This is a genomic window from Thermobacillus sp. ZCTH02-B1 (assembly GCF_002159085.1).
Taxonomy (GTDB): domain Bacteria; phylum Bacillota; class Bacilli; order Paenibacillales; family Paenibacillaceae; genus Thermobacillus.
This window is the reverse complement of the sequence record NZ_LZRU01000024.1, coordinates 41,480-65,957: the sequence shown is the minus strand read 5'-3', so window position 1 is coordinate 65,957 and position 24,478 is coordinate 41,480. Positions and strand designations below refer to the sequence as shown.

General features: G+C 65.3%; 27 protein-coding genes and 2 pseudogenes. 8 read left to right on the top strand and 21 right to left on the bottom strand.

What is annotated here, in order from left to right; translation table 11 throughout:
• Positions 1-126, bottom strand: a pseudogene (locus tag A9Z00_RS11380) (transposase); the annotation flags it as partial.
• A gap of 158 nt (positions 127-284) precedes the next feature.
• On the opposite strand from A9Z00_RS11380, the gene A9Z00_RS11375 reads away from it, so the two are divergent.
• A complete protein-coding gene (locus tag A9Z00_RS11375) occupies positions 285-1,322 on the top strand; it encodes a methyl-accepting chemotaxis protein (RefSeq protein ID WP_296977309.1) in 1,038 nt (345 codons plus the stop codon).
• Between the two features lie 205 nt (positions 1,323-1,527).
• Here the strand turns inward: A9Z00_RS11375 and A9Z00_RS11370 are convergent, their stop codons facing one another.
• From A9Z00_RS11370 to A9Z00_RS11350, 5 genes are all read right to left on the bottom strand, one after another.
• Positions 1,528-1,977, bottom strand: coding sequence for a methyltransferase domain-containing protein (locus A9Z00_RS11370; protein WP_296977306.1), 450 nt, complete (start codon positions 1,975-1,977; stop codon positions 1,528-1,530).
• Between the two features lie 95 nt (positions 1,978-2,072).
• The gene (locus tag A9Z00_RS11365) at positions 2,073-2,705 is read right to left on the bottom strand and encodes a CPBP family intramembrane glutamic endopeptidase (protein WP_296977305.1); all 633 of its coding nucleotides are present in this window, start codon (positions 2,703-2,705) and stop codon (positions 2,073-2,075) included.
• Positions 2,706-2,724: 19 nt separating this feature from the next.
• A complete protein-coding gene (locus tag A9Z00_RS11360) occupies positions 2,725-2,904 on the bottom strand; it encodes a hypothetical protein (RefSeq protein WP_296977302.1) in 180 nt (59 codons plus the stop codon).
• Positions 2,905-2,922: 18 nt separating this feature from the next.
• Positions 2,923-4,083, bottom strand: a complete 1,161-nt coding sequence (locus A9Z00_RS11355) for a metallophosphoesterase (RefSeq protein ID WP_296977300.1) — start codon at positions 4,081-4,083, stop codon at positions 2,923-2,925.
• Positions 4,084-4,182: 99 nt separating this feature from the next.
• On the bottom strand, positions 4,183-4,809 hold the full coding sequence (locus tag A9Z00_RS11350; protein WP_296977297.1) for an NAD(P)-dependent oxidoreductase: 627 nt from the start codon (positions 4,807-4,809) through the stop codon (positions 4,183-4,185).
• A 117-nt stretch (positions 4,810-4,926) separates the two neighbouring features.
• On the opposite strand from A9Z00_RS11350, the gene A9Z00_RS11345 reads away from it, so the two are divergent.
• The 3 genes from A9Z00_RS11345 to A9Z00_RS15885 all read left to right on the top strand — a co-directional run bounded on the left by A9Z00_RS11345 (position 4,927) and on the right by A9Z00_RS15885 (position 6,681).
• Positions 4,927-5,547 carry a hypothetical protein gene (locus A9Z00_RS11345; protein WP_296977294.1) on the top strand — a complete coding sequence of 207 codons (621 nt, stop codon included), beginning with the start codon at positions 4,927-4,929 and terminating at the stop codon, positions 5,545-5,547.
• 50 nt (positions 5,548-5,597) lie between these two features.
• The gene (locus A9Z00_RS11340; protein WP_296977291.1) at positions 5,598-6,311 is read left to right on the top strand and encodes a DNA alkylation repair protein; all 714 of its coding nucleotides are present in this window, start codon (positions 5,598-5,600) and stop codon (positions 6,309-6,311) included.
• 148 nt (positions 6,312-6,459) lie between these two features.
• On the top strand, positions 6,460-6,681 hold the full coding sequence (locus tag A9Z00_RS15885) for an HTH domain-containing protein (protein WP_483316298.1): 222 nt from the start codon (positions 6,460-6,462) through the stop codon (positions 6,679-6,681).
• Between the two features lie 312 nt (positions 6,682-6,993).
• Here the strand turns inward: A9Z00_RS15885 and A9Z00_RS11330 are convergent, their stop codons facing one another.
• Both A9Z00_RS11330 and A9Z00_RS11325 read right to left on the bottom strand, forming a co-directional pair.
• A complete protein-coding gene (locus A9Z00_RS11330) occupies positions 6,994-8,430 on the bottom strand; it encodes a M56 family metallopeptidase (RefSeq protein ID WP_296977289.1) in 1,437 nt (478 codons plus the stop codon).
• A complete protein-coding gene (locus tag A9Z00_RS11325; protein WP_296977285.1) occupies positions 8,427-8,813 on the bottom strand; it encodes a BlaI/MecI/CopY family transcriptional regulator in 387 nt (128 codons plus the stop codon). Before A9Z00_RS11325 ends, A9Z00_RS11330 begins: the two co-directional genes overlap by 4 nt.
• Positions 8,814-9,044: 231 nt before the next feature.
• Between A9Z00_RS11325 and A9Z00_RS11320 the strand changes: the two genes are divergently transcribed.
• The gene (locus A9Z00_RS11320; RefSeq protein WP_483316301.1) at positions 9,045-10,277 is read left to right on the top strand and encodes an MFS transporter; all 1,233 of its coding nucleotides are present in this window, start codon (positions 9,045-9,047) and stop codon (positions 10,275-10,277) included.
• Positions 10,278-10,399: 122 nt separating this feature from the next.
• Here the strand turns inward: A9Z00_RS11320 and speE are convergent, their stop codons facing one another.
• The 10 genes from speE to A9Z00_RS11270 all read right to left on the bottom strand — a co-directional run bounded on the left by speE (position 10,400) and on the right by A9Z00_RS11270 (position 19,200).
• On the bottom strand, positions 10,400-11,314 hold the full coding sequence (gene speE / locus A9Z00_RS11315; protein WP_483316297.1) for a polyamine aminopropyltransferase: 915 nt from the start codon (positions 11,312-11,314) through the stop codon (positions 10,400-10,402).
• Between the two features lie 73 nt (positions 11,315-11,387).
• A complete protein-coding gene (locus tag A9Z00_RS11310) occupies positions 11,388-12,299 on the bottom strand; it encodes a metal ABC transporter permease (RefSeq protein ID WP_296977277.1) in 912 nt (303 codons plus the stop codon).
• The gene (locus A9Z00_RS11305; RefSeq protein ID WP_296977273.1) at positions 12,296-13,219 is read right to left on the bottom strand and encodes a metal ABC transporter permease; all 924 of its coding nucleotides are present in this window, start codon (positions 13,217-13,219) and stop codon (positions 12,296-12,298) included. The genes A9Z00_RS11310 and A9Z00_RS11305 overlap by 4 nt, the downstream gene beginning before the upstream one ends.
• A complete protein-coding gene (locus A9Z00_RS11300) occupies positions 13,216-14,007 on the bottom strand; it encodes a metal ABC transporter ATP-binding protein (RefSeq protein WP_296977270.1) in 792 nt (263 codons plus the stop codon). Before A9Z00_RS11300 ends, A9Z00_RS11305 begins: the two co-directional genes overlap by 4 nt.
• A gap of 6 nt (positions 14,008-14,013) precedes the next feature.
• The gene (locus A9Z00_RS11295; RefSeq protein ID WP_296977267.1) at positions 14,014-14,976 is read right to left on the bottom strand and encodes a metal ABC transporter solute-binding protein, Zn/Mn family; all 963 of its coding nucleotides are present in this window, start codon (positions 14,974-14,976) and stop codon (positions 14,014-14,016) included.
• Positions 14,977-15,190: 214 nt separating this feature from the next.
• A complete protein-coding gene (gene nadE / locus A9Z00_RS11290) occupies positions 15,191-16,000 on the bottom strand; it encodes an ammonia-dependent NAD(+) synthetase (protein WP_296977264.1) in 810 nt (269 codons plus the stop codon).
• 20 nt (positions 16,001-16,020) lie between these two features.
• A complete protein-coding gene (locus tag A9Z00_RS11285; RefSeq protein WP_296977263.1) occupies positions 16,021-16,455 on the bottom strand; it encodes a BrxA/BrxB family bacilliredoxin in 435 nt (144 codons plus the stop codon).
• Positions 16,456-16,606: 151 nt separating this feature from the next.
• Positions 16,607-17,137: a DUF3905 domain-containing protein gene (locus A9Z00_RS11280; protein ID WP_483316296.1), complete on the bottom strand. Its 531-nt coding sequence runs from the start codon at positions 17,135-17,137 to the stop codon at positions 16,607-16,609.
• Positions 17,138-17,152: 15 nt separating this feature from the next.
• Positions 17,153-18,217 carry a hypothetical protein gene (locus tag A9Z00_RS11275; protein WP_296977260.1) on the bottom strand — a complete coding sequence of 355 codons (1,065 nt, stop codon included), beginning with the start codon at positions 18,215-18,217 and terminating at the stop codon, positions 17,153-17,155.
• 119 nt (positions 18,218-18,336) lie between these two features.
• Positions 18,337-19,200, bottom strand: a complete 864-nt coding sequence (locus A9Z00_RS11270) for an alpha/beta hydrolase (RefSeq protein ID WP_296977257.1) — start codon at positions 19,198-19,200, stop codon at positions 18,337-18,339.
• Positions 19,201-19,339: 139 nt separating this feature from the next.
• On the opposite strand from A9Z00_RS11270, the pseudogene A9Z00_RS11265 reads away from it, so the two are divergent.
• Positions 19,340-19,738 (top strand): annotated as a pseudogene (locus tag A9Z00_RS11265) (FAD-dependent oxidoreductase); the annotation flags it as partial.
• Positions 19,739-20,216: 478 nt separating this feature from the next.
• On the opposite strand, the gene A9Z00_RS11260 reads toward A9Z00_RS11265, so the two are convergent.
• From A9Z00_RS11260 to A9Z00_RS11250, 3 genes are all read right to left on the bottom strand, one after another.
• On the bottom strand, positions 20,217-20,516 hold the full coding sequence (locus A9Z00_RS11260; protein ID WP_296977254.1) for a CTAG/PCC1 family protein: 300 nt from the start codon (positions 20,514-20,516) through the stop codon (positions 20,217-20,219).
• A 229-nt stretch (positions 20,517-20,745) separates the two neighbouring features.
• Positions 20,746-22,032, bottom strand: coding sequence for an ABC transporter permease (locus A9Z00_RS11255; RefSeq protein WP_296977251.1), 1,287 nt, complete (start codon positions 22,030-22,032; stop codon positions 20,746-20,748).
• Positions 22,029-22,835, bottom strand: a complete 807-nt coding sequence (locus A9Z00_RS11250; RefSeq protein WP_296977248.1) for an ABC transporter ATP-binding protein — start codon at positions 22,833-22,835, stop codon at positions 22,029-22,031. Before A9Z00_RS11250 ends, A9Z00_RS11255 begins: the two co-directional genes overlap by 4 nt.
• 162 nt (positions 22,836-22,997) lie before the next feature.
• On the opposite strand from A9Z00_RS11250, the gene A9Z00_RS11245 reads away from it, so the two are divergent.
• Both A9Z00_RS11245 and A9Z00_RS11240 read left to right on the top strand, forming a co-directional pair.
• Positions 22,998-23,867 carry an SPFH domain-containing protein gene (locus A9Z00_RS11245; protein ID WP_296977245.1) on the top strand — a complete coding sequence of 290 codons (870 nt, stop codon included), beginning with the start codon at positions 22,998-23,000 and terminating at the stop codon, positions 23,865-23,867.
• A gap of 10 nt (positions 23,868-23,877) precedes the next feature.
• Positions 23,878-24,090, top strand: coding sequence for a type II toxin-antitoxin system antitoxin (locus tag A9Z00_RS11240; protein WP_296977242.1), 213 nt, complete (start codon positions 23,878-23,880; stop codon positions 24,088-24,090).
• Positions 24,091-24,478 lie beyond the last annotated feature (388 nt).

Here is a 24,478-nt window from a genome sequence, read left to right as displayed (position 1 = left end):
CACTTTGCGGGTACTTACGCCATGGACATACGCCTCCTGAACCACGGCAAGGAGGGCTTTTTCCGCCCGCCGGCGAGGTTCAAGCAAGCTGGGAAAGTAGCTGCCCTGCCTGAGTTTGGGGATTTTCTGTCACCGCCGGGATATAATTGACCCTGCAGCGCCGGAAAGAAAATGACCCACCCCTGTAGAATCGTCTCCCTCTGATGAGGAACATAGCAAAGCTTCAGAGGGGAGACCGATGCTAAGGAGTGGGACTGTGATCAGCTTACATGAACTTTACGCCAGTGGCACTTGCGCTGGCCGGAAATCTGGCCGTATCGATGCAGACCGGCATCGGCACGGCGGATATGCTCGTGGGCTTCGTCCCCGTTCTCATCTCCGGTGTTGCAATGACCATCGTCGCCCTGCTCACGGAACGGATGTTCAAAGATTTGATCCGGCGCAACAGGGAGGCGCGGGATGAGCAGCGGAAGAGCGAAGCGCTTATCCTGGAACTCAAGCAAACCATTCAGGTCTTGAGCCAGTTCGGGCAAGAGCTGCAGGATGTCCTCGAAGTGACCGGGAAGACGGCCGAAAACATCGAGCGCCGGTTCCGGCAGTTCCATTCCGCCCTTCACGAGCAGACGGCCAGCATCGGCGATGTGCTGGACACCATCCGGCATACGAGCGAAGCGCTGGGGAACATGACCGAGGATTCCAGCCTGATGAAGGAAAGTTCCATCGATACGGCCGATATCGCAAGAAACAGCCGTTCGACGATCAAGGATGCGACGGACTCCATGCACGAGATCTTTCTCGTCATGGATGAAGTGAACGCATCCATGGAGGAACTGCAGCGACAAAGCGACGAAATCGGCATCATCGTATCCACGATCACCGAAATCTCCAATCAAACCCATCTGTTGTCGTTGAACGCCGCGATCGAAGCCGCCCGGGCCGGCGAACACGGACGCGGATTTTCCGTTGTCTCCAATGAAATTCGCAAATTGGCGGAGCACTCGGGTTCTTCCGCCGTCCGGATCGGGCAAATTCTCGAATCGCTGCAGGAGAAAACCCGCCGGTTGACCGAGCGGTTCGACAACGTCAAACAGACGCTTGTCCGCGGAAACGATTCGGTTCTGCGCTCGGAGGAATCCCTGGACCGCATTTCGGACAATGCCGTGCAGACGTTGCACCGCGTAGAGAAAGTGGATGCGTTCATCCAACAGTTCAAAACGTCTTCGGACGAGATCGTGGCCGAGCTCAATTCCGTCGCATCCATCACATCCCAATCCGGCGAGTCGGCGAACGACATCCCTGTCAAGCGTACACCGGCAGCGTGAACAAATCGAACAGGTGCTCGCGAACTATAACCGGCTCGAAGCGTTGATTCGCAATCTGGAGCAAATTGTCGGCACGGAACAGGCGAAGGCCGGCTGAAGTTGGAAGCGTACCTGTAACTTGAAGCGGAAGCCCCGTTTTTACGGGGCCTGGCCATCAAACCGAAGGATGCCCGTTCGGCCGGGCATCCTGCTTTCTTTCGCCGTGCTATTGCGGTTTCCGGGCCGTGAGGATGAAGCGCTCCATGTTCGTCCGGATGCCCTTCTCCGTCCGGTTCTCCCGGATGAACCGCCCGAAGATCTCGAAGTGCTCGTCCTTCCGCCCGAAGTCGGGGATGGTGGGCGTGTGCTTCAACAGGAACAGGAGATCCGCCGGCGTCCGGAAATACTCGATGATCGTAAATTCGATCACGTCGATGTCGACGAAGCCCGCCTGCCGCAGTTCGCGCACGCAGCGGTCCCGCAGCGCGCCGGGCTTGCCGGTCTGAAGGCCGAACGCTTGCTTGATGTTCAGCTTGTCGCCTTCGCTGACCTGCTGCGTGAAGAACCGTCCGCCCGGGACCAGCACCCGCGCGGCTTCAGCGGCGTTGAACTCCGATTGCCTGCACGAGACGATGTTGAAGAAACCGTCGGGAAACGCCAGCCGCTCCGCCTCCATCTTGAGGTCGCCGCTCCGGAAGCGGCGGCGTTGCGGCGAGCCGTTTCGCGGTTCCGCGTCCGTGCGGTGTTTTTTTACGAAAATATGCACCGGCGTCATGCCCATCCGAACATGACCATGAGCAGCGTGACATTGTTGCCGAGACCGTGTGCGACAAAGCCCGGCAGGATGCTGCCGTTCCCCTGCTTTTCCTTGATCCAGCCCAGCACATAGCCCGCCGCTGCGGGGAACAGGACGACCGCCGCAAGCGCCGGCAAGGGAATCGGAATCTCCGACAAGAGCATCAGGAGCGCGCCGTGAATGACGCCGAATACGGCAGCCTGAACGGTATTGCCCGCAACGAAGCCCCAGCGGCGGATGAGCCGCTTCGCGAGGAAGCCCCGGAACAGGATCTCTTCCGCAAGCGCCGTCTTGATCCACGAAACGACGATCACGACGAGGACCATCTCGACCGAAAACCCGGCGGCACGCACCTTGCCGTTCAAGGAGGCTTCGCTGTTCATCACCTCCGGAATCCCCGGAATCAGGTAATGGACCGGGTGGATCACGCAGACCGCGGCCAAGGCGATCCACATCAGCTGCCATGACCGCCTTTCCGCGGGATGGAAGCCGAGGTCCCGCAAGAAGCCTTTCACCGTTTTCCGGCTGGCCACATACACGACGAACGGAATGAAGGCAAAAACGAGAAGCTGAATGACGGAGGAAACCAGTTCCGAAGCCAGTGACATGAATTCCCACACCTCTTCTTCAATCGTTGCCGGCTCTTGGCGGCCCGTTGTTCCGCTTCGCCTCACTTGCCGAAGCCGAAATGCTCCCCGATCCTGCGGATCGTGTCCGGCTGGCCGTCGTCTTGCCGCCGCAGGCGTGCCCCGCGATCACGTACACGTTCCGCAGATGATGCTTCGATATGTTGTCCGCGCTGTTCATCCGGTCGCCTCCCGCAGGCTAGAATTCCAGCACGATCTCCACGATCTCGCAGTCGGTGGCGACGCGCATGGGCATGCCCCATGTGCCGGCTCCGGACGTGACGATGACGTGGGGACCGGCAGGTTCCTTTTTCAGGTAACCGTAGTCGACTTCATAGAGCAGACGCGTGACCAGATTGGCCGGGAAAATCTGCCCCCTGTGCGTGTGCCCCGACAGAATGAGATCCACCCGGTCCACGTACTGCCCCAGCCGGCTCGGCGTGTGGTCCAGGACGATCCGAGGAAGCTTGCGATCCACGCCCTCCAGCCCGGCCAGGAGTTCGTCGGTCGGCATCCGGGTCCGATCGCCGTATCCGCCGATCGGCGACGGATCCAGGCGGCCGATCAGCACGAAACGATCCCCGATGACCTCGTATTCCTCCATCAACACCGTGATGTTGCTGTCTTCGAGAAACTGCAGCATCTGCGGGAGCGTCCGGCCCGCGTCGTGGTTGCCGAGCGACGCATAGACGCCGTACCGGGCTTTGAGCTGCCGCAGCAGTTCACCGGCGCGCTCCGGATCCCGGATCGCCGTGAAGTCGTCGTTGAAGATGTCACCCGCCATCACGACGAGATCCGGCTCCATCCGGTTGATCCGCGCGACGATCTCCTCCAGCCGGCTCTCCGACCGCGCCGCGCCAAGATGCAGGTCGCTGATCAGCGCGATCCTGAGCGGCGGGAAACCGGCTTCGGCATCGCCCAGCTTCACCTCGTACTGCACTTCCCGGATTTGCGTGGCGTGCCAGCCGCCGTAGCCCGCGAATCCGATCGTGAGCAGCACGGCGAGCAGCCAGGCGCCGAAGCGGACGGATGAGGGAAGCGGCGAAGGAACGAGCCTCGCCAGCCTGCCGATCGCCAGCGCGAAGTCCGCGGCGACGAACCACAGCAGGAGATAGCACCAGATCCCCATCCACCAGCCGCCGAATGCCAGCGCCGCCCACCGGATCGGTTGCGGCAAGGGCAAATACGACAGCAGGAATGCCGCCGCCGCGGTGCCGTATCCCCATCCGAACGCGCGGCCCTTCAGCCGCGGCGCCAGCCTCGCCAGCCCCTGATACAGCCGCCGGCCGATGTAGACGTTGACTGCCGTGTAGATGAACAATGCGCTTGTCACACCGAATGCGATTGCAAATGTGTGCATGGCTTGAAGGATCTCCCATTCGTATGTATCGGACAGGATGCGCCGGATTTTGCCGGACCCCGTCCCGACGGGCTCGCGCGCGACCCGCCGACGGATGCGTCAGCCGGTGATGACTGCGTGCCGCCGGATCCACGCGGCATCGCGCGCCGCCCTGAGCAGAAAATCCGCGACGTCGGCGCGGCTGATCCGGGGATAGCCCTTCATCCGGATGCGTTCGGCCGCACGATAGTTCCCCGTGGCCGGTCCGTCGGTCAATGCCGTCGGATAGACGATGGTCCAGTCCAGCCCGCTCTCCCGGATGATGCGTTCGGAAGCTTCCTTGTTCCGGTAGAGATCGCTTAACAGCGTCCGGTACAGGATACGCTGCACGAGAGACGCGTCCCGGATCGTGTCCCCGACCCCGAAGGAGGACATCCATACGAGACGGGTCACGCCGGTCCGATCGGCGGCACGGACCACGGCCTCGGCCGCACGGGTAAACAATGCTTCGGCGCGAAGGGATTGCCTTCTTCCCAGCGCCGCGATCACGGCGTCCTGTCCTTCCATCGCCCTCGCGACGTCGTCGGGCGAGGTGGCGTCACCGGCGATGACGGCGGCGCGTCCCTTCAGGGCGGCAAGCGCCTCCGGCCGGCGGGCGAGCGCCGTCACGTGATCCCCCGATTTCAGGGCAAGCTCCAGGACATGCCGGCCGGTGGCTCCCGTCGCGCCGAGCAGCAGGATTTTCAACGCCGATCCCTCCTCCGAAGTCCGGGCGGTCCGCACGGAATGCGGCCTTCTCTTCTTTTTCTATATTGGCGGTCATTCCCGTTTCTGGCAAGCTTCGTCCGCCGGGGATTCGAAGTCATGCACGAAGCGTGGCTGGCATCGCACCCGAAGCGCCGCACCGGGGAACGCAGGAGCCGCCTGCTGCGGGGACACGGACACGGCGAGCGCCTGTTCCTCGAGCGGGTCTGGTGGCCGCTGTACGGCAGCTTCGACCACCTGCATCCCGAGTACGAGGTGGCCGGCTGGCGCGGTCAGCCCGATTTCGTCGATTTCGCCTGGATCCGCGGCAATGCCGGATTTGCGTTCGAGATCAAGGGATACGGCCCCCGCGTGCAGCAGGCCGACCGTACCCGGTTCCGCCGCGAACGGAATCGCGAAACGTTCCTGCAGACGCTCGGCTACCGCGTCGTGTCCATTCCGTACGATGCCCTGGGGGAGAACCCGGAAATCACGCGCTTCCTGATCCGCTCGCTGATGGCTCCGTACATGGCGGCGGACGGGGAAAGCCGGTGCACGCCGCCGGTACGCGAGGTGCTTCGTTGCGCGATGCATGATACTTCGGCGAATTTCGCGAGAAACGGCCGATATGCTGCAAATTTGCAGTACAATCAATCGTTCCGGCCATTTTCGCGAAAATCTGATGCAGATTTGCATTACATCGGGCGGCGGGCCGTACCCGTTGGTGACGAGGCCGTCTGATTGTTAGACTCAAGCTGGAGACAATTGATGAAATGTTCGGAGGAAATCGCGTGGATCGGGATATCAGACGAGCGCTTGAAGCATTGGCCGACGAAGCATACCGGAAGTTCGCGTCGTCCCTCATTCCGAACGCGGACCATCTGCTGGGCGTCCGGCTGCCGGAATTGCGCCGGCTGGCGAAATCGATCGCCCGGAACGACGACTGGCGCGCGTTCCTCCGGCACGCCGACAACCGGTATTTCGAAGAGACGATGCTGCAGGGGATGGTCATCGGCTATGCCCGGGCCGACGTCGAAGAGCTGCTGCGGCATGTCGCCGCGTTCGTGCCGCGGATCGACAACTGGTCGGTGTGCGACAGCTTCTGCGCCGGGCTGAAGTTTGCAAAGGCGCACCGCCGGCGGGTGTGGGACTTCCTGCAGCCGTATCTCGCCTCCGACCGGGAATTCGAGGTCCGCTTCGGTGTCGTCATGCTGCTCACGTATTTCGTCGATGACGAGTACATCGACCGGGTGCTGGAATGGTGCGGCCGCATCCGGCACGACGGCTATTACGCGAAGATGGCCGTCGCCTGGGCGATCTCGGTCTGCTTCGTGCATGATCCCGAACGGACGATGGCCTGGCTGGAGGAAAGCACGCTGGACGATTTCACCCATAACATGGCGATCCGGAAGACCATCGAGTCCCGGCGGGTGGACGCGGATGCGAGGAACAGGCTGCGCGGCATGATGCGAAGGCCGGTTCGGGCGACGCGGTCGGATGAATGAACGGGATTCGGTGCCGGCGGCAAGCGCATGCCCGCTTCGCCGCGCCGCGGCCCGTTTTCCGATCCGGCCGGGCACGAAACGGAGGTGAGGGGATGCCCGGGGCGGACAACCTGCTCGCCATTCTGATGCTGCTCAGGTCAGGGACCGGATGACGGCCCGGCATCTCGCGGAGGAGCTGGAGGTGCACATCCGCACCGTCTACCGGTGCATCGACGCGCTCTGCGCGAGCGGCGTGCCGATCGCGGCGGAGACGGGGCGGAAGGGCGGCTATTACCTGCCGGCGCACGTGAAGCTGGAGCCGCTGCTGATGCGCCGCCATTGGGAAGAGAGGCTGCGGCGCATCCGCGAAGCGACGGAAGTGCGAACGTAAGCGGGCCCCCAAACGGAAGAAGGCTGCCTTCACGGGCAGCCTTCGGCAGGTTGCGGGTCCGGAACGGTTACGCTGCAATCGGTGCCTGAAGACTGGCAAACCCTAGCCCGACCTATAATGCAGTGTATTTCTCGGACCCGTGCGGCAACAAATACGAGATGGTCTACCGGCTGAATTAGGCGGAGGACCGATTGCCCGTCGTCCGCCTGCCCGTCGATGGTGGCGATCAAACATGCGGCGCTCCGGCCCGGACCGGAGCGCCGCTTCCATTGCACCGCCTGCGAGCGGACGCACAAAACGCGGATCGGCCGCTTACGAATCCCATCGCGGCATGTCGAATGCGATCACGCTCTCCGGATCGACGAATTCGCCGCCGCGCAGCAGCTCGAACGACAGGTGCGGTCCGGTGCTGTTGCCGGTGGACCCCACCGTGCCGATTTGCTGGCCCCGCCGTACCCGCTCGCCTTCCGCCACCAGGATGTCCCGCAGATGGTTGTACACCGATTCGTATCCGCCGGCGTGGGCGATGACGATGCGATTGCCGTCGCCGCCCTCGCGCCCGGCCCGGATCACGATGCCGTCGGCCGCCGCGTTAACGGGCGTCCCCTCCTCGGCTGCGATGGCGATCGCGTGGACATTGTACTTCTTCGCTTCGCCGTAGCCCGACACGATCGTGCCGGATACGGGAGCGATGAACGCACCTGCCGGAGCGGACCCGGGCGCCGCCGAGCCGGCCCGCAGTTCCGGAGAGGGCACCACCACCGCCGACACCGCCGCGATGCAGAGGGCGGCGAGCAGGGTGAACGCCGCGCTTTTCCTCGAAAACAGCATATCCATCCTCCTCAGCACCGATTTCCTTCTGCCCGACAGGAACGGGACGGCGGCGCGATCGCCGCCGGCCGCCTGAAGTTCCGCCACCCTGAGCAGGGTGCGCCCGTAGCGGACGGGATCCATCCGACGGATCAGCGCCGCGTCGCAGGCCAGTTCCTGATCCTCCCGCATCGCCCGCCAGGCGATCCGGGCGAGCGGATTGAACCAGTGCGCAGCCGCGAACGCCGCCATCAAGGTGTTCCAGAGCGTGTCCAACCGCTTCACGTGGATCAGCTCGTGCGCGAAGATGCACGACCATTCTTCACGGCCGAGACGTCCGGCGAGCTCCCGCGGGACGAGAATGACCGGCTTCCGCAGGCCGAAAGCCGCCGGCGACGACACGAGCGCCGTCATCCGCAGCTCGACCGGCGCGCGGACGCCCAGCTCCGCCCGGCACGCATCGAGGCATTCCCGCAAAGAACGTCCGTCCCCGCCGACCGGTACGGCCCGTCTGCGGACGGCCGACCGGAATCGCCAATGCGACGCCGCGAAGGAGACGGCGGCGGCCGCAGCGCCGGCAAGCCATACGCCGGTTGCAACCCCGGTCCAATCGACAGGCGGAACGCCTCCCGCAGGATCGACCGGCTCCGCAAATGCCGACTTTGGCATCGGAAGCGCGGAATCAAGCCCGGCGGCGGGCCGAAATCCGGCGCCGGCCAGCGCGTGCGCCGCATCCCGCCAGTCGAACCCCGGCATCGGCGACCACGGGATGAGCAGGCGCGCGGCCAGCGCGATCCACAGAATATGGAAGATCCGCGGGTCGCGTCTCCTTCCCAGCAAAGCCCGCGTGAACAGCGCGAGCGCCATGACGACGGATCCCGCCAGCGACAGATGCAGAAAGGACAGGAACAGCTCCCTGAGCGCCGAAAGCCCCGTCATGGCGTTTCCCGCACCTTCTCGTCCAGGATGCGCCTGAGCTCCTCGATCTCTTCGCGGGTCAGCCGCTCATCCTTCAGGAAATGCGCGATCATCGGGGCCAGCGCGCCGCCGTAAATCCGCTGCAGAAAATGGCGCCGCTCCTCCCGCACGCACGCCTCCTCGCTCACGGCCGGGGAATAGACGTACATTTTGCCCCGGACTTCGTGGCGGACGGCGCCCTTCTTCAGCAGCCGGTTGAGCAGCGTCTTCACCGTGCGCGGACTCCAAGCCCTCGCCGGAGCAAGCCGGTCGATCACCTCCTGCGCGGTCATCGGCGCCGCGTTTGACCAGAGCACCTGCATCACTTCCCATTCCGCGTCGGATATTCTCGGAATGCCGCCCATCCGTCACAACTCCCCGCGAAAAATTACAAGTGTAATCAATATCAGATTACACTTGTAATCGAAGGCTTGTCAACCTTATGTTCCGATTCCCCGGGCAACCGCGGCAAACCGCGGCGGACAAAGCGGCCACGCCCCAGCTGGAAATGCGCCGCCGGTTGTGCGATATTGATATGATGCAGGGGACGGAGGGCGCAACGACGCTTTGGAGTGAAAGCACCTGTGAACGTCGCAATGAACGCGCAAACGAACTGGAAGAAGAACACCGCGCTGTTCCTCGGCAGCCAGACCTTCTCGATGTTCGGATCGCTGCTGGTGCAGTACGCGATCCTGTGGCACATCACGCTGGCCACGGAATCCGGCGTCATGATGACGATCTCGATCATTTGCGGCTTTCTGCCGACCTTCATCCTCTCGCCGTTCGCCGGCGTTTGGGCGGACCGGTACGACCGCAAGCTGCTCATCGCCCTCTCCGACGCCGGCATCGCCGCCGCGACGCTCGTCCTCATCCTGCTGTTCGCGGCGGGATACGACGCGCTGTGGCTGCTGTTCGCGATCTCGGCGATCCGCGCGGCGGGCGCGGGCGTCCAGACGCCGGCGGTCGGCGCGCTGCTGCCGCAGCTCGTGCCCGAAGATCGGCTGACCGCGGTAAACGGCATTTTCGGGAGCCTGCAGTCGTTCATGACGCTGGTCGCGCCGATCGTAAGCGCCTCGCTGCTCGCCTGGGCCTCCATCGAGATCATTTTCATGATCGACGTCGTCACCGCGTCGGCAGGCATTGCGATCCTGCTCGGCCTGGTGCGCGTGCCCGGTCGAGCCCGGGACAAGTCCGGAAAGGATGAAACGAACGGATACCTCGGAGAGCTTCGGGCGGGACTGGGCTACATCCGCAACCATCCGTTCCTGAAGCAGTATCTGTCCTTCTTCGCCCTGGCGTTTCTGCTGATGGCGCCGGCCGCGTATCTGACGCCGCTGCAGGTGGCGCGCACGTTCGGCGGCGAATACTGGAAGCTGACGGCGATCGAGATCGTCTATTCGGCCGGCATGATGCTGGGCGGCGCGCTGATCGCCGCCTGGGGCGGCTTCCGGAACCGGACGCACACGATCGCGCTCGCCTGCGCCGCGCTCGGACTCAGCACGGTCGGCCTCGGCTGCATCGTTTTCTCGTTCTGGGCATACCTGACCGTCATGGGCGTGGCGGGCATCGCGTCGCCCCTGCTCTATACGCCGGCCCAGGTCCTCCTGCAGGAAAAGGTGGACGACGTCTATCTGGGGCGGGTGTTCGGCGTGTTCAACATGATTACTTCCTCGATGATGCCGATCGGCATGTTCCTTTTCGGACCGGCCGCCGACATCGTCCCGATCGAACGGCTGCTGGTCATCAGCGGCGCGCTGTTCAGCCTCTTGACGCTCTGGCCGGCCGGAAGCCGGGCGCTGCGCGAAGCGGGCCGGCCCGTGCAGGAGTGACGCGTGCCGCCGGACGGACATGCCCGATCCCAAGGGCAGCACGGGGACAAGAAAAGCCTTGTCCGCGGCCCGATGCCGCGTGACAAGGCTTTTCCGTTGCGGTTCGCATGCGTGATGGGGCCTTACTTTCCGCCGCGCTCCCGGATCAGCTTCTCGAGGAAGGCCGGCAGCGCGAAGGAAGCGCGCAGCACGTTCTCGTTCACGTAGAAGGCCTCTTTATCGAAACGGATCTCCTCCGGCGCCGGAAGCGGCCGCTTCGAGCCGAGGGTGAAGCTCCACAGCCCGCCCGGGTACGTCGGCACGACCGCCGTGTACATCCGGACGTGGGGGAACAGGCTGCCGATCCTCTCCCAGGTGCGCAGCATGACGTCCCGGTGGAAGATCGGCGACTGGCTCTGGCAGACCATCAGGCCGCCTTCGTCCAACGCGGCATGCAGATCCCGGTAGAACGCGGAGCTGAACAACTGCTCGGCGGGCCCGACCGGATCGGAGGAATCGACGATGATGACGTCGTATTCACCCTGCCGGCCTTTCACGAACTCGACGCCGTCCGAGTAGTGATGGCGAATGCGCGGATCCGGATGCTCGCCGCCGGACACCTCCGGCATGTGCTTCCTGCACGCCCGGACGACGGCCTCGTCGATCTCGACGAGATCGATCGTCTCGACGACGTCGTATTTCGCCGCTTCCTTCGCGACGCCGCAGTCGCCGCCGCCGATGATGAGCACGCGGCGCGGCGCGGGATGCAGCGTCAACGGCATGTGCGCGAGCATCTCGTTGTAGATGTGTCCGTCAACCGACGTCGTCTGCACGACGCCGTCCAGCACCAGCATCGGCCCGAAATCGTACGAATCGAGCACCATCACGTGCTGGAACGGGCTCTGTTCCTCGAACAACACGTCCCGGACCCGGTAGCTGAGCTTCAGATTCTCCTTCTCGTCCTCGGTCAGCCACAGACCGTCCTGCGTACGTTGAAGATAACGCTGCTTGTCCAATGTCAACCTCCCGATGCAACCCCGTATTTCGTACCCTTTCATTATACATGAAAAAAAGCGCCCGTGCCCCCGTTTCGCGCGTTCCGTCGGAAAACGAAACGCCCGGGTGCGGGGTTCAGGCGCCGGTTGTCCGTTGCGCCCGGGACGGTGCCGCTCCGGCGCGCCGGGCCCGCAGCCTCCGCGCGAGCACGCCGTGCCGCGGCGCGGCCAGGGAGCTGACGAGGAACAGCACGCCCGTCGCGAACGCCATCGATCCCGAGATCGACGTGTCGATCAGCCAGGCAACGGCGTAGCCCGCGCAGGCGGATGCCACGCCGAACAGTCCGCTCAAGAGAAGCATGACGGACAGCCGGTCCGTCCACAGATACGCGGCCGCGGCGGGCGTGATCAGCATCGCGATCACGAGGATCGCGCCGACCGCGTCGAACGAAGCGACCGCCGTCACGGAGACCATCGCCATGAACAGATGGTGCATGAACGCGACCGGAAGGCCGAGCGCCGCCGCCAGCGCCGGATCGAAGGAGGTGATCTTCCACTCCTTGTAGAGCGCGAGGATCAGCCCGCCGACGACGGCCAGCACGATCAGCAGCATCAGCACCGCTTCGGGAATGTCGCCGATCCCCGGGACACGCACCGTCTCCCACGGGATGAACGCGATCTCGCCCATCAGCGCGTGCTGCACGTCGAGATGCGCGTTGCCGACCTTCGTCGCGATCAGCACGACGCCGATCGCGAACAGCGTCGTGAACACGATGCCGATCGACGCCTCCTGCCGCACGCCAAGCTGGTGCAGCCACTGCACGAGCACCGCCGTGAGCAGGCCGGCCGCCGCCGCTCCGATCAGCATGTGCACGCCGCTGAGCTCCCGCGTGACGAGGTAGGCGACGACGATGCCGAGCAGCACCGAGTGGCTGATCGCGTCCGCCATCATCGCCATGCGCCGCAGGATGAGCAGCGAACCGACGAGGCCGCAGGTCAGGCCGACGAGCGAGGCCGTGAGCAGAATCCATCCGTCATAGCCCGTCATGGCAGCGCCTCCCCTTCCGCGAGCGTTTCGCTGCGGACGGTCTCCGCCCGCAGCCGCCGCACCTGTCTCCGCCGCAGCATCGCCGTCACGAGGAGCCCTTTTCGCAAGCCGAAGAGAAGCGACACGAGGAACATCCCCGCCGCCGCGATCACGATGAACGGCCCGGTCGGCCAGCCGTCGCCCAGCGTGCTGATCCAGGTGCCGGCCGCCCCCGCGCCGCCGCCGAACAGCGCCGACAGCGCCAGCATCCGGCTGAACGCATGCGTCCAGTAGCGGGCGCTGACCGCCGGGATGATGAGCAGCGCGGCCATCAGGATGACGCCGACCGCCTGGATGCCGATCACGATGACGGCGACGAGCAGGGTCATCCATATCGCGTCCATCAGCCGGCCGCTCAGCCCGAGCCCGCGCGCGAACGCCGGGTCGAAGAGATACAGCTTCCACTCCTTGAACGAGATCAGCACGACGAGCAGCACGACGACTGCCGCGGCCGTCATGACGAGCATGTCCTGCCGCACCATCGCCGCCGCCTGGCCAAAAATGAATTTGTCCAGACCGCTCTGCCCGCCGCCCGGCATCCGGTTCACGATTGTCAGCAGCATGATGCCGAGCCCGAAGAAGACGGACAGGATGATCCCCATCGCGGTGTCTTCCTTGATGCGGGTGTGCGACCGGATCGCGGCCACGGCCAGCGCCCCGAGCAGGGCGCTCGCCGCCGCCCCCGCAAGCATGACCGGCAGGCTCTTGAAGCCGAGAAGGGCAAAGCCGCCGACGACGCCCGGCAGCGCGGCGTGCGCGAGCGCGTCGCCCATCAGGCTTTGCCGCTTCCAATAGGCGATGCAGCCGACCAGGCCGGCCGCCGAGCCGAGCATCAGGGTGCTGACGAGCACCCATTGCGCGTTGTGGGAGAGGCCCGTCATCCCGTCACCTTCTCCCATCCGCGGAGCAGACCGCCGTACGTTCGCCCGATATGCTCCGCCGTGAAGACTTCCGCGGTCGGACCGTGGGCGATGACCGACCGGTTCAGCAGCAGCACGTGATCGAAGCAATCTTGCACCGTCTGCAGATCGTGGTGCACGACCATCACCGTCTTCCCGTTGGAGCGGAGCGTCTTGAGCAGCTCCATGATCGCCTGTTCGGTGGCGGCGTCGACGCCGGCCAGCGGTTCGTCGAGCAGGTACAGATCGGCGTCCTGCACGAGCGCGCGGGCGAGGAACACCCGCTGCTGCTGTCCGCCGGACAGCTCGCTGATCTGGCGTTTCGCGTACGCCCCCATGCCCATCTTCTCCAGCGCCGCCATCGCGAGTTCCCGGTGCCGGCGGCCCGGGCGCCTCAGCCAGCCGATCTGCCCGTACAACCCCATCATGACCACATCCAGGGCGTCGGTCGGAAAATCCCAGTCCACCGAGCCCCGCTGCGGCACATATCCGACCCTGCGCTTCGCGTTCCGGTACGTCGTGCCGAAGAAGCGGACCTCCCCGGAGAGCCGCGGATGGAGGTCCAGCAGCGTCTTGAGCAGCGTCGATTTTCCCGCTCCGTTCGGACCGACGATGGCCGTGAGCGTGCCGGGCAGAATCTCGAACGTCACGTCCTCCAGCACCCGGTTCCTGCGGTAGGCCGCGGCAAGGCCCGTCACCCGCAGCGCGGGCTCCCGCCCCGCATCAAGCCGCTCCTTGTCCGCAACGCCGACCTGCCGCGTCGCATCCATCTCCGATCACTCCTCTCCGGCCAACGCTTGATGGATCGTGCGGACGTTGTGCCGGTACATGCCGATATACGTGCCTTCCTCCGTGCCGACGTCTCCCATCGCGTCGGAGAACAGCTCTCCCCCGAGCTTCACGTCGACGCCGCGCTGCTTTGCGCCCTCGATGACGGCCTCGATCGATTTCGGGTTGATGCTGCTCTCGACGAACACCGCCGGCACCCGCCTTTCGACGAGCAGGTCGATCGTGCGCTCGATGTCGCTCAGGCCGATTTCATCCTCCGTGCTCAGCCCCTGCAGGCCGACCACTTCCAGGTCCAGCATCCGCCCGAAGTAGCCGAACGCGTCGTGCGCCGTCACGAGCACCCGCCGCTCCTTCGGAATGGACGACATCCAGCCGATCGCCTCTTCCTTCAGTCCATCCAGCTTCGCAAAATATTCCCGCTTGTTCGCTTCGAACCATTCCGCATCGTCCGGAGACAGCTCCTTGAGCTTCTCCACGGAGGCTTCGAGCGCGATCTTCCACAGATCGATGTCGAACCAGACGTGGGGGTCGACCGCTCCGGTCTCGTCGGTGAGCAGCCGGTCCTCCGGGATTGCCTCGCCGACCGCCAGCACGGGCCGGCTCCTGCCGATCTCTTCGAACGCCCGCAGCATGTTCGCCTCGAGGTGCAACCCGTTCCAGAAAATGATATCCGCACGCTCCAGTTTCCGGATATCGCCCTGAGACGCCTGATAGAGATGCGGATCGACGCCCGGTCCCATCAGGCTTTCCACATGCACCCGGTCTCCCCCGATGACCGAGATCGGCTCGGCGATCTGGGCGATCGTCGTCACGACGCGGATGGCGCCGTCCGCCCCCGAACCGTCCGAGCCGCCTCTGCCCGCTTCCGATCCGCACGCCGCAAGCGGCAGCACCATCAGGATCAGCGCGATCGCGAGCCCGGTCCGTTTGCCTGTTCCCCGCTTTCGCATATCTTCTTTCCACTCCCGTCCCGCAAGTTGTGATGACATGCAACTATGATGTTGGAGGACAACTATTTTTCCTTAGGTAAACTTTTTGGCTCAACTAAAAAATAATGTCCTCGAGACAAAATGTCAAGCGCTGCAATGCGGAAAAAAAGACCGCCGGCAGCCTGAAAGCTGCCGACGGCCGTGCAGAACGATTCCGGTCACGTGCGCGTCTCCGTCAGATGCCGGGGATCGGCTTGCGCTTGTGCTCGGTGGCGAGATACCGCCGCTCGAGCTCGGCCGCAATCTTCGGATCGATCGCCTTGCCTTCGAGATAGTCGCTGTTGTCCTCATACGATATGCCGAGTTCGCCCTCGTCGGTCTGCCCTTCCCACAGACCGGCGGTCGGCGTCTTGTTGATGATCTTCTCCGGAACGCCGAGCGCCCGGGCGAGCTGCCGCACCTGGCGCTTGTTCAACGTGCTGAGCGGCGTCAGGTCGACCGCGCCGTCGCCCCATTTCGTGTAAAATCCGGTGATCGCCTCGGACGCGTGGTCCGTGCCGACGACGAGCAGATTCAGATCGAACGCAAGCGCGTACTGGACGACCATCCGCGTGCGCGCCTTCGTGTTGCCCTTCGCTTCCTTGCTCAGATGGCGCGGCCGGCCGATCGCCTTGAACGCCCGTTCGGCTTCCAGCGCGATCCCGTCCACCGCGTCTCCGATCTGCGTCTCGACCGTGTACTTCAGGCCGAGAGCCTTCGCCACGAGATAGCTGTCCTCGATGTCCTCCTGCGTATGGTAGGGCTGGAACACGCCGAGCGTCATGTATTCCCGGCCCGTCTCCGCCGTCAGCTCGTCCGTCGCCCGCTTGCACAGGGCGGCCGCCGTCGCGCTGTCGACGCCGCCGCTGATCGCGATCAGCAGGCCGGAGGCCCCGGCCTTCTTCACGTATTCCTTGAGGAAATCCACGCGCCGGCGGATTTCCTCTTCAACGTCGATCTGCGGCTTCACGCCGAGCGCGGCGATGATCTCCTGCTGCATCCCCATGCCGTCCGCCCCCGGCGCCCTCAGCGGCAATGCTCCTCGAACGCCGCGATCAGGTCCGCCGCGATCTCTTCGACGGTACGGTACTCGATCTGGTGACGCTCGATGAAATGGACCAGCTCGCCGTCTTTCATCAGGGCCATCGACGGCGAGGACGGCGGATACGGCGCGAAATATTCGCGGGCCTTCGCCGTCGCCTCCTTGTCCTGGCCGGCAAACACGGTGAACAGGTGATCCGGCTTCACTTCATGCTGCAGCGCGAGCCGCACGGCCGGACGCGCCAGGCCGCCGGCGCAGCCGCACACCGAGTTCACGAACACCAGCGCCGTGCCCTTCGCGTTCGGCAGATGCTCCTCCACTTCCTCCGGCGTTCTGAGCTCCTTGAATCCGATGCTGGTCAGCTCGTCGCGCATCGGCTGAATCATGTCCAGCATATATCGTTCGAACGACATCGACATGAGTGCTTTCACTCCTCCAGCGGGGTTTGGTAACTATTATACCCCCGGGCAGCGGCTGAAGAAAAGCAACCGGACCTTCCGCCGGTCCGGTCGGGACCGTCGGTCGGTCCGGTGCGGTTGATTGGCGACGCGCCCATGCGGTTCGGTTCCGTCACTCCGGCCGTTCCTTCTCCGGTTGGGACCGCCCGCCGGCGGGATCGTCCGTCCGGAAAGCCTTGTAAGCCGCATCCTTGTCGGGATGCATGAAAATGCCGGCCTGCGGCGGGATGCCCTCCTCGAACAGCATCCGGTTCTCCGCGGTACGGAAGCCGATGTCCTTGAACGGATGCACCCATTGGTCGCCGCTCATGACGGCGGGGTCCGTGTCCTTCGACCAATTCTCGAGCGGCGAGTTCGGCGACGCGTATTCGTGGTCGCCGATCACGACGCCGTGCTCGTTCACGAACGGCCCGCGCGGTCCCCGTCCGACGCGGAACTCGGGCAGGAAGTTGATCTCGAACGGATCGAGTTCCGGATCGCCGGTTCCGTTCAGCGAGACCCTTTTCCCGGCCTTGGTTCCGTCCGTACGCCCCCGCTGTCCGGATTGCGGATCAGGGTGGCGCATCTCCGGCCCGGAACCCGCGGCCGGCCGCTCCTCCGGATGCCGCCCGGCATCGTTTCCGTTCCCCGGTTGCCGGTCCATGGAGCTCACCCCGCTTCAGACGGACGGCCGGTTCGGTCCGTCGTTTTTCTTGTCGAAGCCCGCGCCGGCCGGGTCCGACGGCGCGCGGTCCTTTCGGTTCCGGCCGTCTGCGCTCGGACCGCCGTACGTCTCGTCCTTGCGCTCGCGCCGATCCTGCTGTTCGCCCATCTGCAAGAGCCTCCTTCCGGGGCTAGTATTCCCCCGGAGACCGGCATTATCCTGACGGGCGTCGAATGTGCGTCCTTTCCGGCCGGCTCTCGCCCGGTACACATCCAACGCCGCGGCGGCAAGTCCGGCGGCGATGAAGATGAGCTGCGTGCTCGTCAGCCCGAACCGTTCGGGCGGCCTGACCCAGGGCGCCGGCTCGGCGAACAGGCTGACCGCGAGGCAGCCCGCGCCGAGCACATAGCCGGCGAGCGCGGCCGCCTCTCCGTCCCCGCTTGCGGCAGCCTTTGCCGCATCCGTCTCCGGTCGCCCGTACGTTTCCGACGCTTCCCCTTTCGCCGGTTCCGCATGGAACGTCCGGCTTTCCGCACCTTCCGTGCGTCCTGCGGTCCGGTCCGCTTCCGGCGCGCGGCGGCCGATCAACAGCGCGAGCAGCGCCGCGCACACCAGCGCATAACCCCACCGGTATTCCGGCGCCGACAGCAGGTTCCAGGCCAGCAGCCCGCCCGCCGCCGATACCGCCAACGCGTCGAGCGCCCGGAGCATTCCCACTCCCATGCGGCGCGCCTGCCAGATCCAGAACAGTCCGGCGGCGGTCACCCCGGCGTAGGCTTCCGCGCCCGATCCGATGACGACAAACAGCAGGCGCGGCTGTTCCAGCAGGATCGAGGGATCGCGGAACAGCACGCCGAATTTCCAGACGAAAATGGCGATCGCCGCGGCCCCGACCGCAAGATCGCCCCACGGTCCGGACCGGCTGCCGCGCGCCCGCACCTTCCACAACCACAGCGCCCCGTACCCGGCAAACGCCGAGATGAGCGCGGTAAGCATCATGCCGTTCAGCGCCAGTCCGCCGATTTCGATGACTTCCGGCAAATCCGCTCTTCCCTTCTCCACATCTTCCCGTCGCCGCACCTCGCGGGTGCCTTCGCAACGCGGCACTTCGTTGCGCCCCCGGAATCGCCCACACACCCTGCGACGCGGCATCCCCTGACGGCCAAATCCGCGGTCACCGGCCTCCGCCGGTCCGGACTTCACCCGCCGTCCCGGCCGCTCCACTCCCGGATCCGGCCGTCGATCCAGCCGATGATCCGCTCCAGCACTTCCTCCCGGTCCCTGTCGTTGTGCAGCTCGTGCCAGCCGCCTTCCCACGGGACGAACTCGCACCGTTCGCGCAACGTTTCCGCGAGCTCCCGGCTCGCGGCGAACGATGTCACCGTGTCCTCCGTCCCGTGCATGAGCAGCACCGGCACCCGGAGCTCCCTCCGGGCTTCCCGGAGCGACCGTTCCCCCTCGTCCCGGACGGAGAAAAACATCGCCGCCGAAATCCGGTTGTGCAGCAGCGGATCCCGGCTGTCCGCCTCGCTCTGCGCGGGATTGCGATACAGCGAGCCGCCCAGCCCCGTCGACATCGTGAGCTTCGGCCAGACCCGCGAGGCGATGCGGCCGATCCACAGTTTCATCGCCGGCGGGTCGAAGGCGAGCCTCAGCCAAGGGCTCGTCAGAATGAGCCCGGCGACCGGCGGCCGGCAGCGGATCGCACAGCTCAGCGCGATGTTGCCTCCCATGCTGTGGCCGTACAGGAAAACCGGCAATCCCGGGTGACGGGCGCCGGCCATGCCGATGAAACGGGCGACGTCCAGCGCGAGCCGCTCGGCGGAAGGCGCGTGCCCCCGCTTGCCCGGCGTCAGCCCGTGGCCGCGCTGGTCGACGGCGTAGACCGCAAGCCCGGCCCGGACGAGCGCCTCCGCCACGGGCGCGTAGCGGCCGCCGTGCTCGCCCATGCCGTGCACGATGCAGACGACGCCGCGCGCCACGCCGGAAGGCAGCCAGGAGCGGACATGCAGACGGACACCGTCTTCCGTCGGCAGGACAAGCGTTTCCGTCACAAGCTCCATCCCGATGACCTCCTGTCGAAAGCCGGAACGTCGGTGGAAACCCTTTTGCAATCGGAGCCGAATTCCACTATGATCATTATCGCTTTCAGTCTGAACCGCTGGCAAGTCCGGCGGCGATCCGAAGGAGGCTGCGCAGGAAATGGACGCGGACATCCTGGTCGTCGGCGGCGGTCCGTCCGGCCTCATGGCCTCGATCGCGGCGGCGGAACGCGGCGCCCGCGTGATTCTGCTCGACAAAGGGCACAAGCCCGGCCGCAAGCTGGCCATCTCGGGCGGCGGCCGCTGCAACGTCACGAACGCAAAGCCGCTGGACGAGCTGATCCGGCACATTCCGGGCGGAGGCCGGTTCCTGTACAGCGCGCTGTCGGTGTTTTCGAACCGGGACATCATCGCCTTCTTCGAAAACCTCGGCATCCGGCTGAAAGAGGAGGACGACGGCCGGATGTTCCCCGTGACGGACAGCGCGAAGACGGTCGTCCGGGCGCTCGTCGGCCGGGCGCGGGAGCTCAGCGTCGACCTCCGGACGAACCACCCGGTCGCGCCGCGGAGCTCGCGGCCGGCGGACGGGCGGCGGAGTGACCAATGCCGGACATAAAAAGAACCGGATGAACGTTTCCGGCACCCGACACGGCCGCCGCAACCCGTTCATCCGGCACGTCCGTCAACCTTTGATTCCGCCCTGCATCATGCCTTCCACGAACAGACGCCGGCAGAAGAAGAACAGGATCACCACGGGAATGACGGACAGGACCGCCCCGGCGAACAGCAGATATCGCAAAGTTTTGATTTCCCCTATCATACACCCGCCATGACCCGTCATCCCATACCCGGTTTCTGTTCCGGCCGGAAAAATTGAAGGCCGTCCGGAGCAATTCCGGCAGGCCCGGTCATGTGAATCCCGGCATCCGTGCAGTCCCGCGGCGCATTCCCGGCGGTTCTTCGCCCCGCGCCGGCTCATCCCGGAGATGGTTCGCTTCCCGCCGGCTCATCCGGCGATGCTTCGTTCCTCGCCGGCGTCACGCTTCCGGCTGCTCCGGCTCGACCCTGTGCGGGACCCTGTGCGCCGGAATCGGAATCTCGTCGAGGCCGTAGGCCGCTTCGAGCGAATCTTCCGCGCCCGTTCCCGCTCCGGCCAGCTCGCCGCCGTGGGCCGCCGCGATCTCGATCGCCGACACCAGGTCGTTGCCGTCGAGCCGGATCTCGACTTCCCGTCCCCGCCGCTTCGGCTCGTAGCCGAGCTCCTGCAGCAAGGAGAACGCGAGGGACGCCTGGTGCTCGTCGGGGAAATCAAACCGGACTCCGCCTCGGCGCGCCATGTGCAGGTTCCTCCCGTCTTGGATGTGATGGCGGCTATACCTTTCCCCGATCGCGCCTAAAACATACCCGCCGGACGCGGACATCCGCTTCTCACGCATGCCGAACGGCCGATCGTCCATCCGGTCCATCGCCATCCGCATCCGCCGCATAAACCTTCGCCGGTTCCGGCTTGCGAAACCGCCTGGCGTCCGCACCCGCCTTGACTGTACGAAACCGGCGAACGCCGTCTCAGGCATCGGCGTCCCGCTCCGCCGTATCCGCGGGACGCGGCTTCACGGCCGGCAGATCGTGCATGAACCCGTTGATCATCACCCAGAGGCAGATGCCCAGCGGGACGGCCGCCGCCAGCCCGGCCCAGCCGGCCAACCGCCAGCCGGCGACGCCCGCGAACCACGCGGCGGCCGGCAGCATCAGCCGGAACCGCGACAGCGAAGCGCCGCGCCGCACATCCGCCTCTTTCCAGCGGAACTGCGCGAGGTACGGCTCGTCCATCCATTCCCTGAAATCCCGCTGCAGCCAGGACGCGATCATCGCCATGAGGATGGCCGCAAGCAGGGGAGCCAGCCGGTCCGGAACGGCGGCCAGCGCAACCGTCGGAACCGCGACAAGCCGGAATCCCGGCACCGGCGACCTGCGGAGAAAGGATTTGATCCGCATCTCGGCCAGCACCGCTCCCGGATCCGAAGCCCGCAGGATTCGCCCCGAGCGCGGGAACAAAAGCGGACGACGGAAGATCGGCTCCGGCTTCCGCTCGACGCCGGCGGCGGACACCAGAAGACCGGCGGCCGCCGTACGGGCGCGCAGCTCCGCCCGAAGATCCGCCTCGTGGCCGCCGCGCAGCCGCAGCAGGGCGCCGACCGCCGCCGCCCCTCCGGCAAACGCGGCCGCCGTGCACGCGCCGAGCATCCCGGCACGGCCGTCCGACGCCGGCACCACCCCCGCATACAACGCAACCAGAGCGGCCGCGAGCGCTACGTGCGCCGCCCCCCGCTTCCGTCCGCGCAGCAGGGAATCGACCAGCCTGCGGGCGGCGGCCGCCAGCAGCCGGCAGGCCAGCGTGAACGCCGCCCACAGCGCAAGGCCGCCCGCGTCGAACGCGCCATGGAGCCGCAGCCACGGCAGCAGTAACGCGAACGTCAGGGCGGTCGAGATCGCCATGGCGAGCAGCGTGTAGACGGCGCCTCCGAGCTTCAGCGTCCGGATCCAGCTCCCTCGCTGCAGCAGCGTCAGCACGTCCGCCTCTTCCCGGAACGTGCGCAGCCGCCCTTTGAACAGGAGCAGCGCCAGAAGCGGCGGCGCAAGCTCCGCGGGAATCGCCGCGAGCCAATCCGGCGGCTCGCGCAGCATCTCGAGCCAGAGCCCGCCCAGCATCCACAGTCCGGGCACGGCGATGTAGAGCAGCACCGTCCAGTCCAGGGCGGTCCCCCAGATCCGGTACTGCTCCCTGAGGAAACGGACAATCCGCGAAAGGAGCAGGCGGACGGGCGTCCAGCGCGTCATCTTCCCGTCCGTCATCGCTTCGTCAGCTCCAGGAAACAGTCGAACAGCGGCGCATCGCCGGCGAGACCCGCCTGACGCCGCACATCGTCCAGCCCGCCCCGCGCGACGACGGTGCCGCCGTTCATCAGCACGAAGCGGTCGCAGATTCGTTCCGCGGTGTCGAGCACGTGCGTCGACATCAGAATGCCGGCGCCGCGCCGACGCTCTTCCCCGAGCAGATCGAGCAGATCCCGTACGGCGTGCGGGTCCAGCCCGATGAACGGTTCGTCGACGATGTACAGGTCGGGCTCGAGCATGAAGCCGATCGCAAGCATCATCTTCTGCTGCATTCCCTTCGAGAACTTCGCCGGAAACTCGTGCCGGTGCTCAAGCAGCCGGAACCGCTCCAGCAGCCGCTCGGCCCGGGAGGAGAACGCCTCCTCCGCCAGGCCGTGCGCGGCCGCGGCCAGGCGCAGATGTTCCCACAGCGTCAGATATTCGTAATACACCGGCTGCTCGGGCACGTACGCGTACCGTCCTTTCCATCCGCCGGTGCCATCCGGTTCGCCGGCATCAACCGGCCGCGCAGGACGCAGCCCGGGACCTTCGCCGAAGCGGATGTCGCCGACCGTCCGCGGGAGCAGGCCGAGCACCGCCCGGATCGTCGTGCTCTTGCCCGCGCCGTTCGGACCGATCAGCCCGACCAGTTCTCCGGCTCCCACGTCAAAACGCACGTCCCGGATGACGGCCTTGCCGGCCTCGTAGCCGGCGGAGCGGATATCGACCGCGAGCCGGATCGCCCGGCCCGCACTCGCCACGGCGTCCGTCCGTTCGCTCATGCCGTACCCCCCTGAAAAACGTTTGAAAAAAGGACGAATTCGGTCTGCACGTCTCCCATACGGTTGAGAATCGGTAAGGTTTCACAATACTTGCCATTCACTTGAAAAAGTGATATCATAAAAATATCAAAAGAATATCAACACCCGGAAGGAGGCCCCCCCATGAAAGAACGAAACGCCTGGAAATTGAACGGATTTCCTGCCCTGTTCCTCGCATTCGTCCTGCTCTTCGGCAGCATCCTCGTCCTGGCCTCGAACGCCCCGGACGAGCCGACGCCGGGAGACGTCATCGGCTTCATCGTCATGCTGATCGCATCCATGATCGTGTTCACGTCCCTCACCGTCGTCCAGCCGAACGAGGCGAAGGTCATCACCTTCTTCGGCCGTTATGTCGGCACGATCCTCGAAGCGGGCTTCTGGATGACGATCCCGTTTGCGCACCGCAAGAAGATTTCATTGCGCGTCCGCAACTTCAACAGCCAGAAGCTGAAGGTGAACGACGCGGAAGGCAACCCGATCGAGATCGGCGCCGTCGTCGTCTTCCGGGTCGTCGACACGGCCAAGGCATCGTTCGACGTGGACAACTACGAGGAATTCGTCGAAATCCAGAGCGAGACGGCGATCCGCCACATCGCAACCCAGTACGCCTACGACACGTTCGGCGACGACAGGGCGGTGTCGCTCAGGAGCAACACGGACGAGATCGCGGAGCAGCTGATGCGCGAACTGCAGGAGCGGCTGGATGTGGCCGGCGTGCGAGTGCTCGAGACCCGGCTCAGCCATCTCGCCTATGCGCCGGAGATCGCGAACGCGATGCTGCAGCGGCAGCAGGCGATGGCCATCGTCGCCTCGCGGCAGAAGGTTGTCGAAGGCGCCGTGGGCATGGTGGAGATGGCGCTGCGCAAGCTGGCCGAGAACGGTATCGAGCTGGATGACGAACGCCGCGCCGCGATGGTCAACAACCTGATGGTCGCCATCGTCTCCGACCGCTCCGCGACGCCGGTCATCAACGCCGGCACGCTCTATACGTAACGACGGATCCATGGCAGGCAACAAAAAAGCGTTCCCGCTGCGGCTCGATCCCGACGTGTACCGTGCGATCGAGCAATGGGCAAACGACGAGTTCCGCAGCGTGAACGCCCACATCGAATACCTGCTCCGCGAAGCCCTGTACCGGGCCGGCCGGCTGAAGCGGCGTCCGCCCGGAGCCGCGCCGGAGCCGGTCGGGGAATCCGACGGCGAGTCGCCGGTCTGAAGACGGCCCAAAGACGGCGAAAGCCCGCATCCGCACGATGCGGGCTTTGTTTTGTACAGACGGACGAACGGGCGTCTCTGATAAACTCCTTCATCCGCTCCCGGATCATCGTCTTCTCCAGGGGATGCGTCCCCGTCCGGTACGGATGCGGTGCGCCGCTTCTCGCGACGAAATGCGCGATGCGAAGCGTTCCCGACCATTCGGATGAACCCTCGCGTGCGTCGCGCCCATCGCGTCCAATCCCGCCCGATTCGCATGCCGTCAGCAGCAGGATCAGACAGGACAGAACGACTTCTTGTCCATTCAGATACAAGCGTTTTCAAATGTTCTTCGTTCATGGTCGCGCCTTTGGCCATGACCTTGTCCGAACCGCCCGTGCGCCGAAGGG

Bases quoted from the DNA above. Each gene is read 5' to 3' on its own strand.
- A9Z00_RS11355 (WP_296977300.1), bottom strand. From the start codon at position 4,083: ATGCACACATTTGCAATCGCATTCGGTGTGACAAGCGCATTGTTCATC.
- A9Z00_RS11295 (WP_296977267.1), bottom strand. From the start codon at position 14,976: ATGCGAAAGCGGGGAACAGGCAAACGGACCGGGCTCGCGATCGCGCTG.
- speE (WP_483316297.1), bottom strand. From the start codon at position 11,314: ATGAAAGGGTACGAAATACGGGGTTGCATCGGGAGGTTGACATTGGAC.
- A9Z00_RS11270 (WP_296977257.1), bottom strand. From the start codon at position 19,200: ATGGAGCTTGTGACGGAAACGCTTGTCCTGCCGACGGAAGACGGTGTC.
- A9Z00_RS11325 (WP_296977285.1), bottom strand. From the start codon at position 8,813: ATGGGCGGCATTCCGAGAATATCCGACGCGGAATGGGAAGTGATGCAG.
- A9Z00_RS11365 (WP_296977305.1), bottom strand. From the start codon at position 2,705: ATGTCACTGGCTTCGGAACTGGTTTCCTCCGTCATTCAGCTTCTCGTT.
- A9Z00_RS11280 (WP_483316296.1), bottom strand. From the start codon at position 17,137: ATGGACCGGCAACCGGGGAACGGAAACGATGCCGGGCGGCATCCGGAG.
- A9Z00_RS11255 (WP_296977251.1), bottom strand. From the start codon at position 22,032: ATGACGGACGGGAAGATGACGCGCTGGACGCCCGTCCGCCTGCTCCTT.
- A9Z00_RS11310 (WP_296977277.1), bottom strand. From the start codon at position 12,299: ATGACGGGCTATGACGGATGGATTCTGCTCACGGCCTCGCTCGTCGGC.
- A9Z00_RS11345 (WP_296977294.1), top strand. From the start codon at position 4,927: ATGCACGAAGCGTGGCTGGCATCGCACCCGAAGCGCCGCACCGGGGAA.
- A9Z00_RS11300 (WP_296977270.1), bottom strand. From the start codon at position 14,007: ATGGATGCGACGCGGCAGGTCGGCGTTGCGGACAAGGAGCGGCTTGAT.
- A9Z00_RS11305 (WP_296977273.1), bottom strand. From the start codon at position 13,219: ATGACGGGCCTCTCCCACAACGCGCAATGGGTGCTCGTCAGCACCCTG.
- A9Z00_RS11330 (WP_296977289.1), bottom strand. From the start codon at position 8,430: ATGACGGGGCTTTCGGCGCTCAGGGAGCTGTTCCTGTCCTTTCTGCAT.
- A9Z00_RS11245 (WP_296977245.1), top strand. From the start codon at position 22,998: ATGAAAGAACGAAACGCCTGGAAATTGAACGGATTTCCTGCCCTGTTC.
- A9Z00_RS11360 (WP_296977302.1), bottom strand. From the start codon at position 2,904: ATGAACAGCGCGGACAACATATCGAAGCATCATCTGCGGAACGTGTAC.
- A9Z00_RS11370 (WP_296977306.1), bottom strand. From the start codon at position 1,977: ATGGAGGCGGAGCGGCTGGCGTTTCCCGACGGTTTCTTCAACATCGTC.
- A9Z00_RS11240 (WP_296977242.1), top strand. From the start codon at position 23,878: ATGGCAGGCAACAAAAAAGCGTTCCCGCTGCGGCTCGATCCCGACGTG.
- A9Z00_RS11320 (WP_483316301.1), top strand. From the start codon at position 9,045: ATGAACGCGCAAACGAACTGGAAGAAGAACACCGCGCTGTTCCTCGGC.
- A9Z00_RS11250 (WP_296977248.1), bottom strand. From the start codon at position 22,835: ATGAGCGAACGGACGGACGCCGTGGCGAGTGCGGGCCGGGCGATCCGG.
- A9Z00_RS11285 (WP_296977263.1), bottom strand. From the start codon at position 16,455: ATGTCGATGTCGTTCGAACGATATATGCTGGACATGATTCAGCCGATG.
- nadE (WP_296977264.1), bottom strand. From the start codon at position 16,000: ATGGGGATGCAGCAGGAGATCATCGCCGCGCTCGGCGTGAAGCCGCAG.
- A9Z00_RS15885 (WP_483316298.1), top strand. From the start codon at position 6,460: ATGACGGCCCGGCATCTCGCGGAGGAGCTGGAGGTGCACATCCGCACC.
- A9Z00_RS11260 (WP_296977254.1), bottom strand. From the start codon at position 20,516: ATGGCGCGCCGAGGCGGAGTCCGGTTTGATTTCCCCGACGAGCACCAG.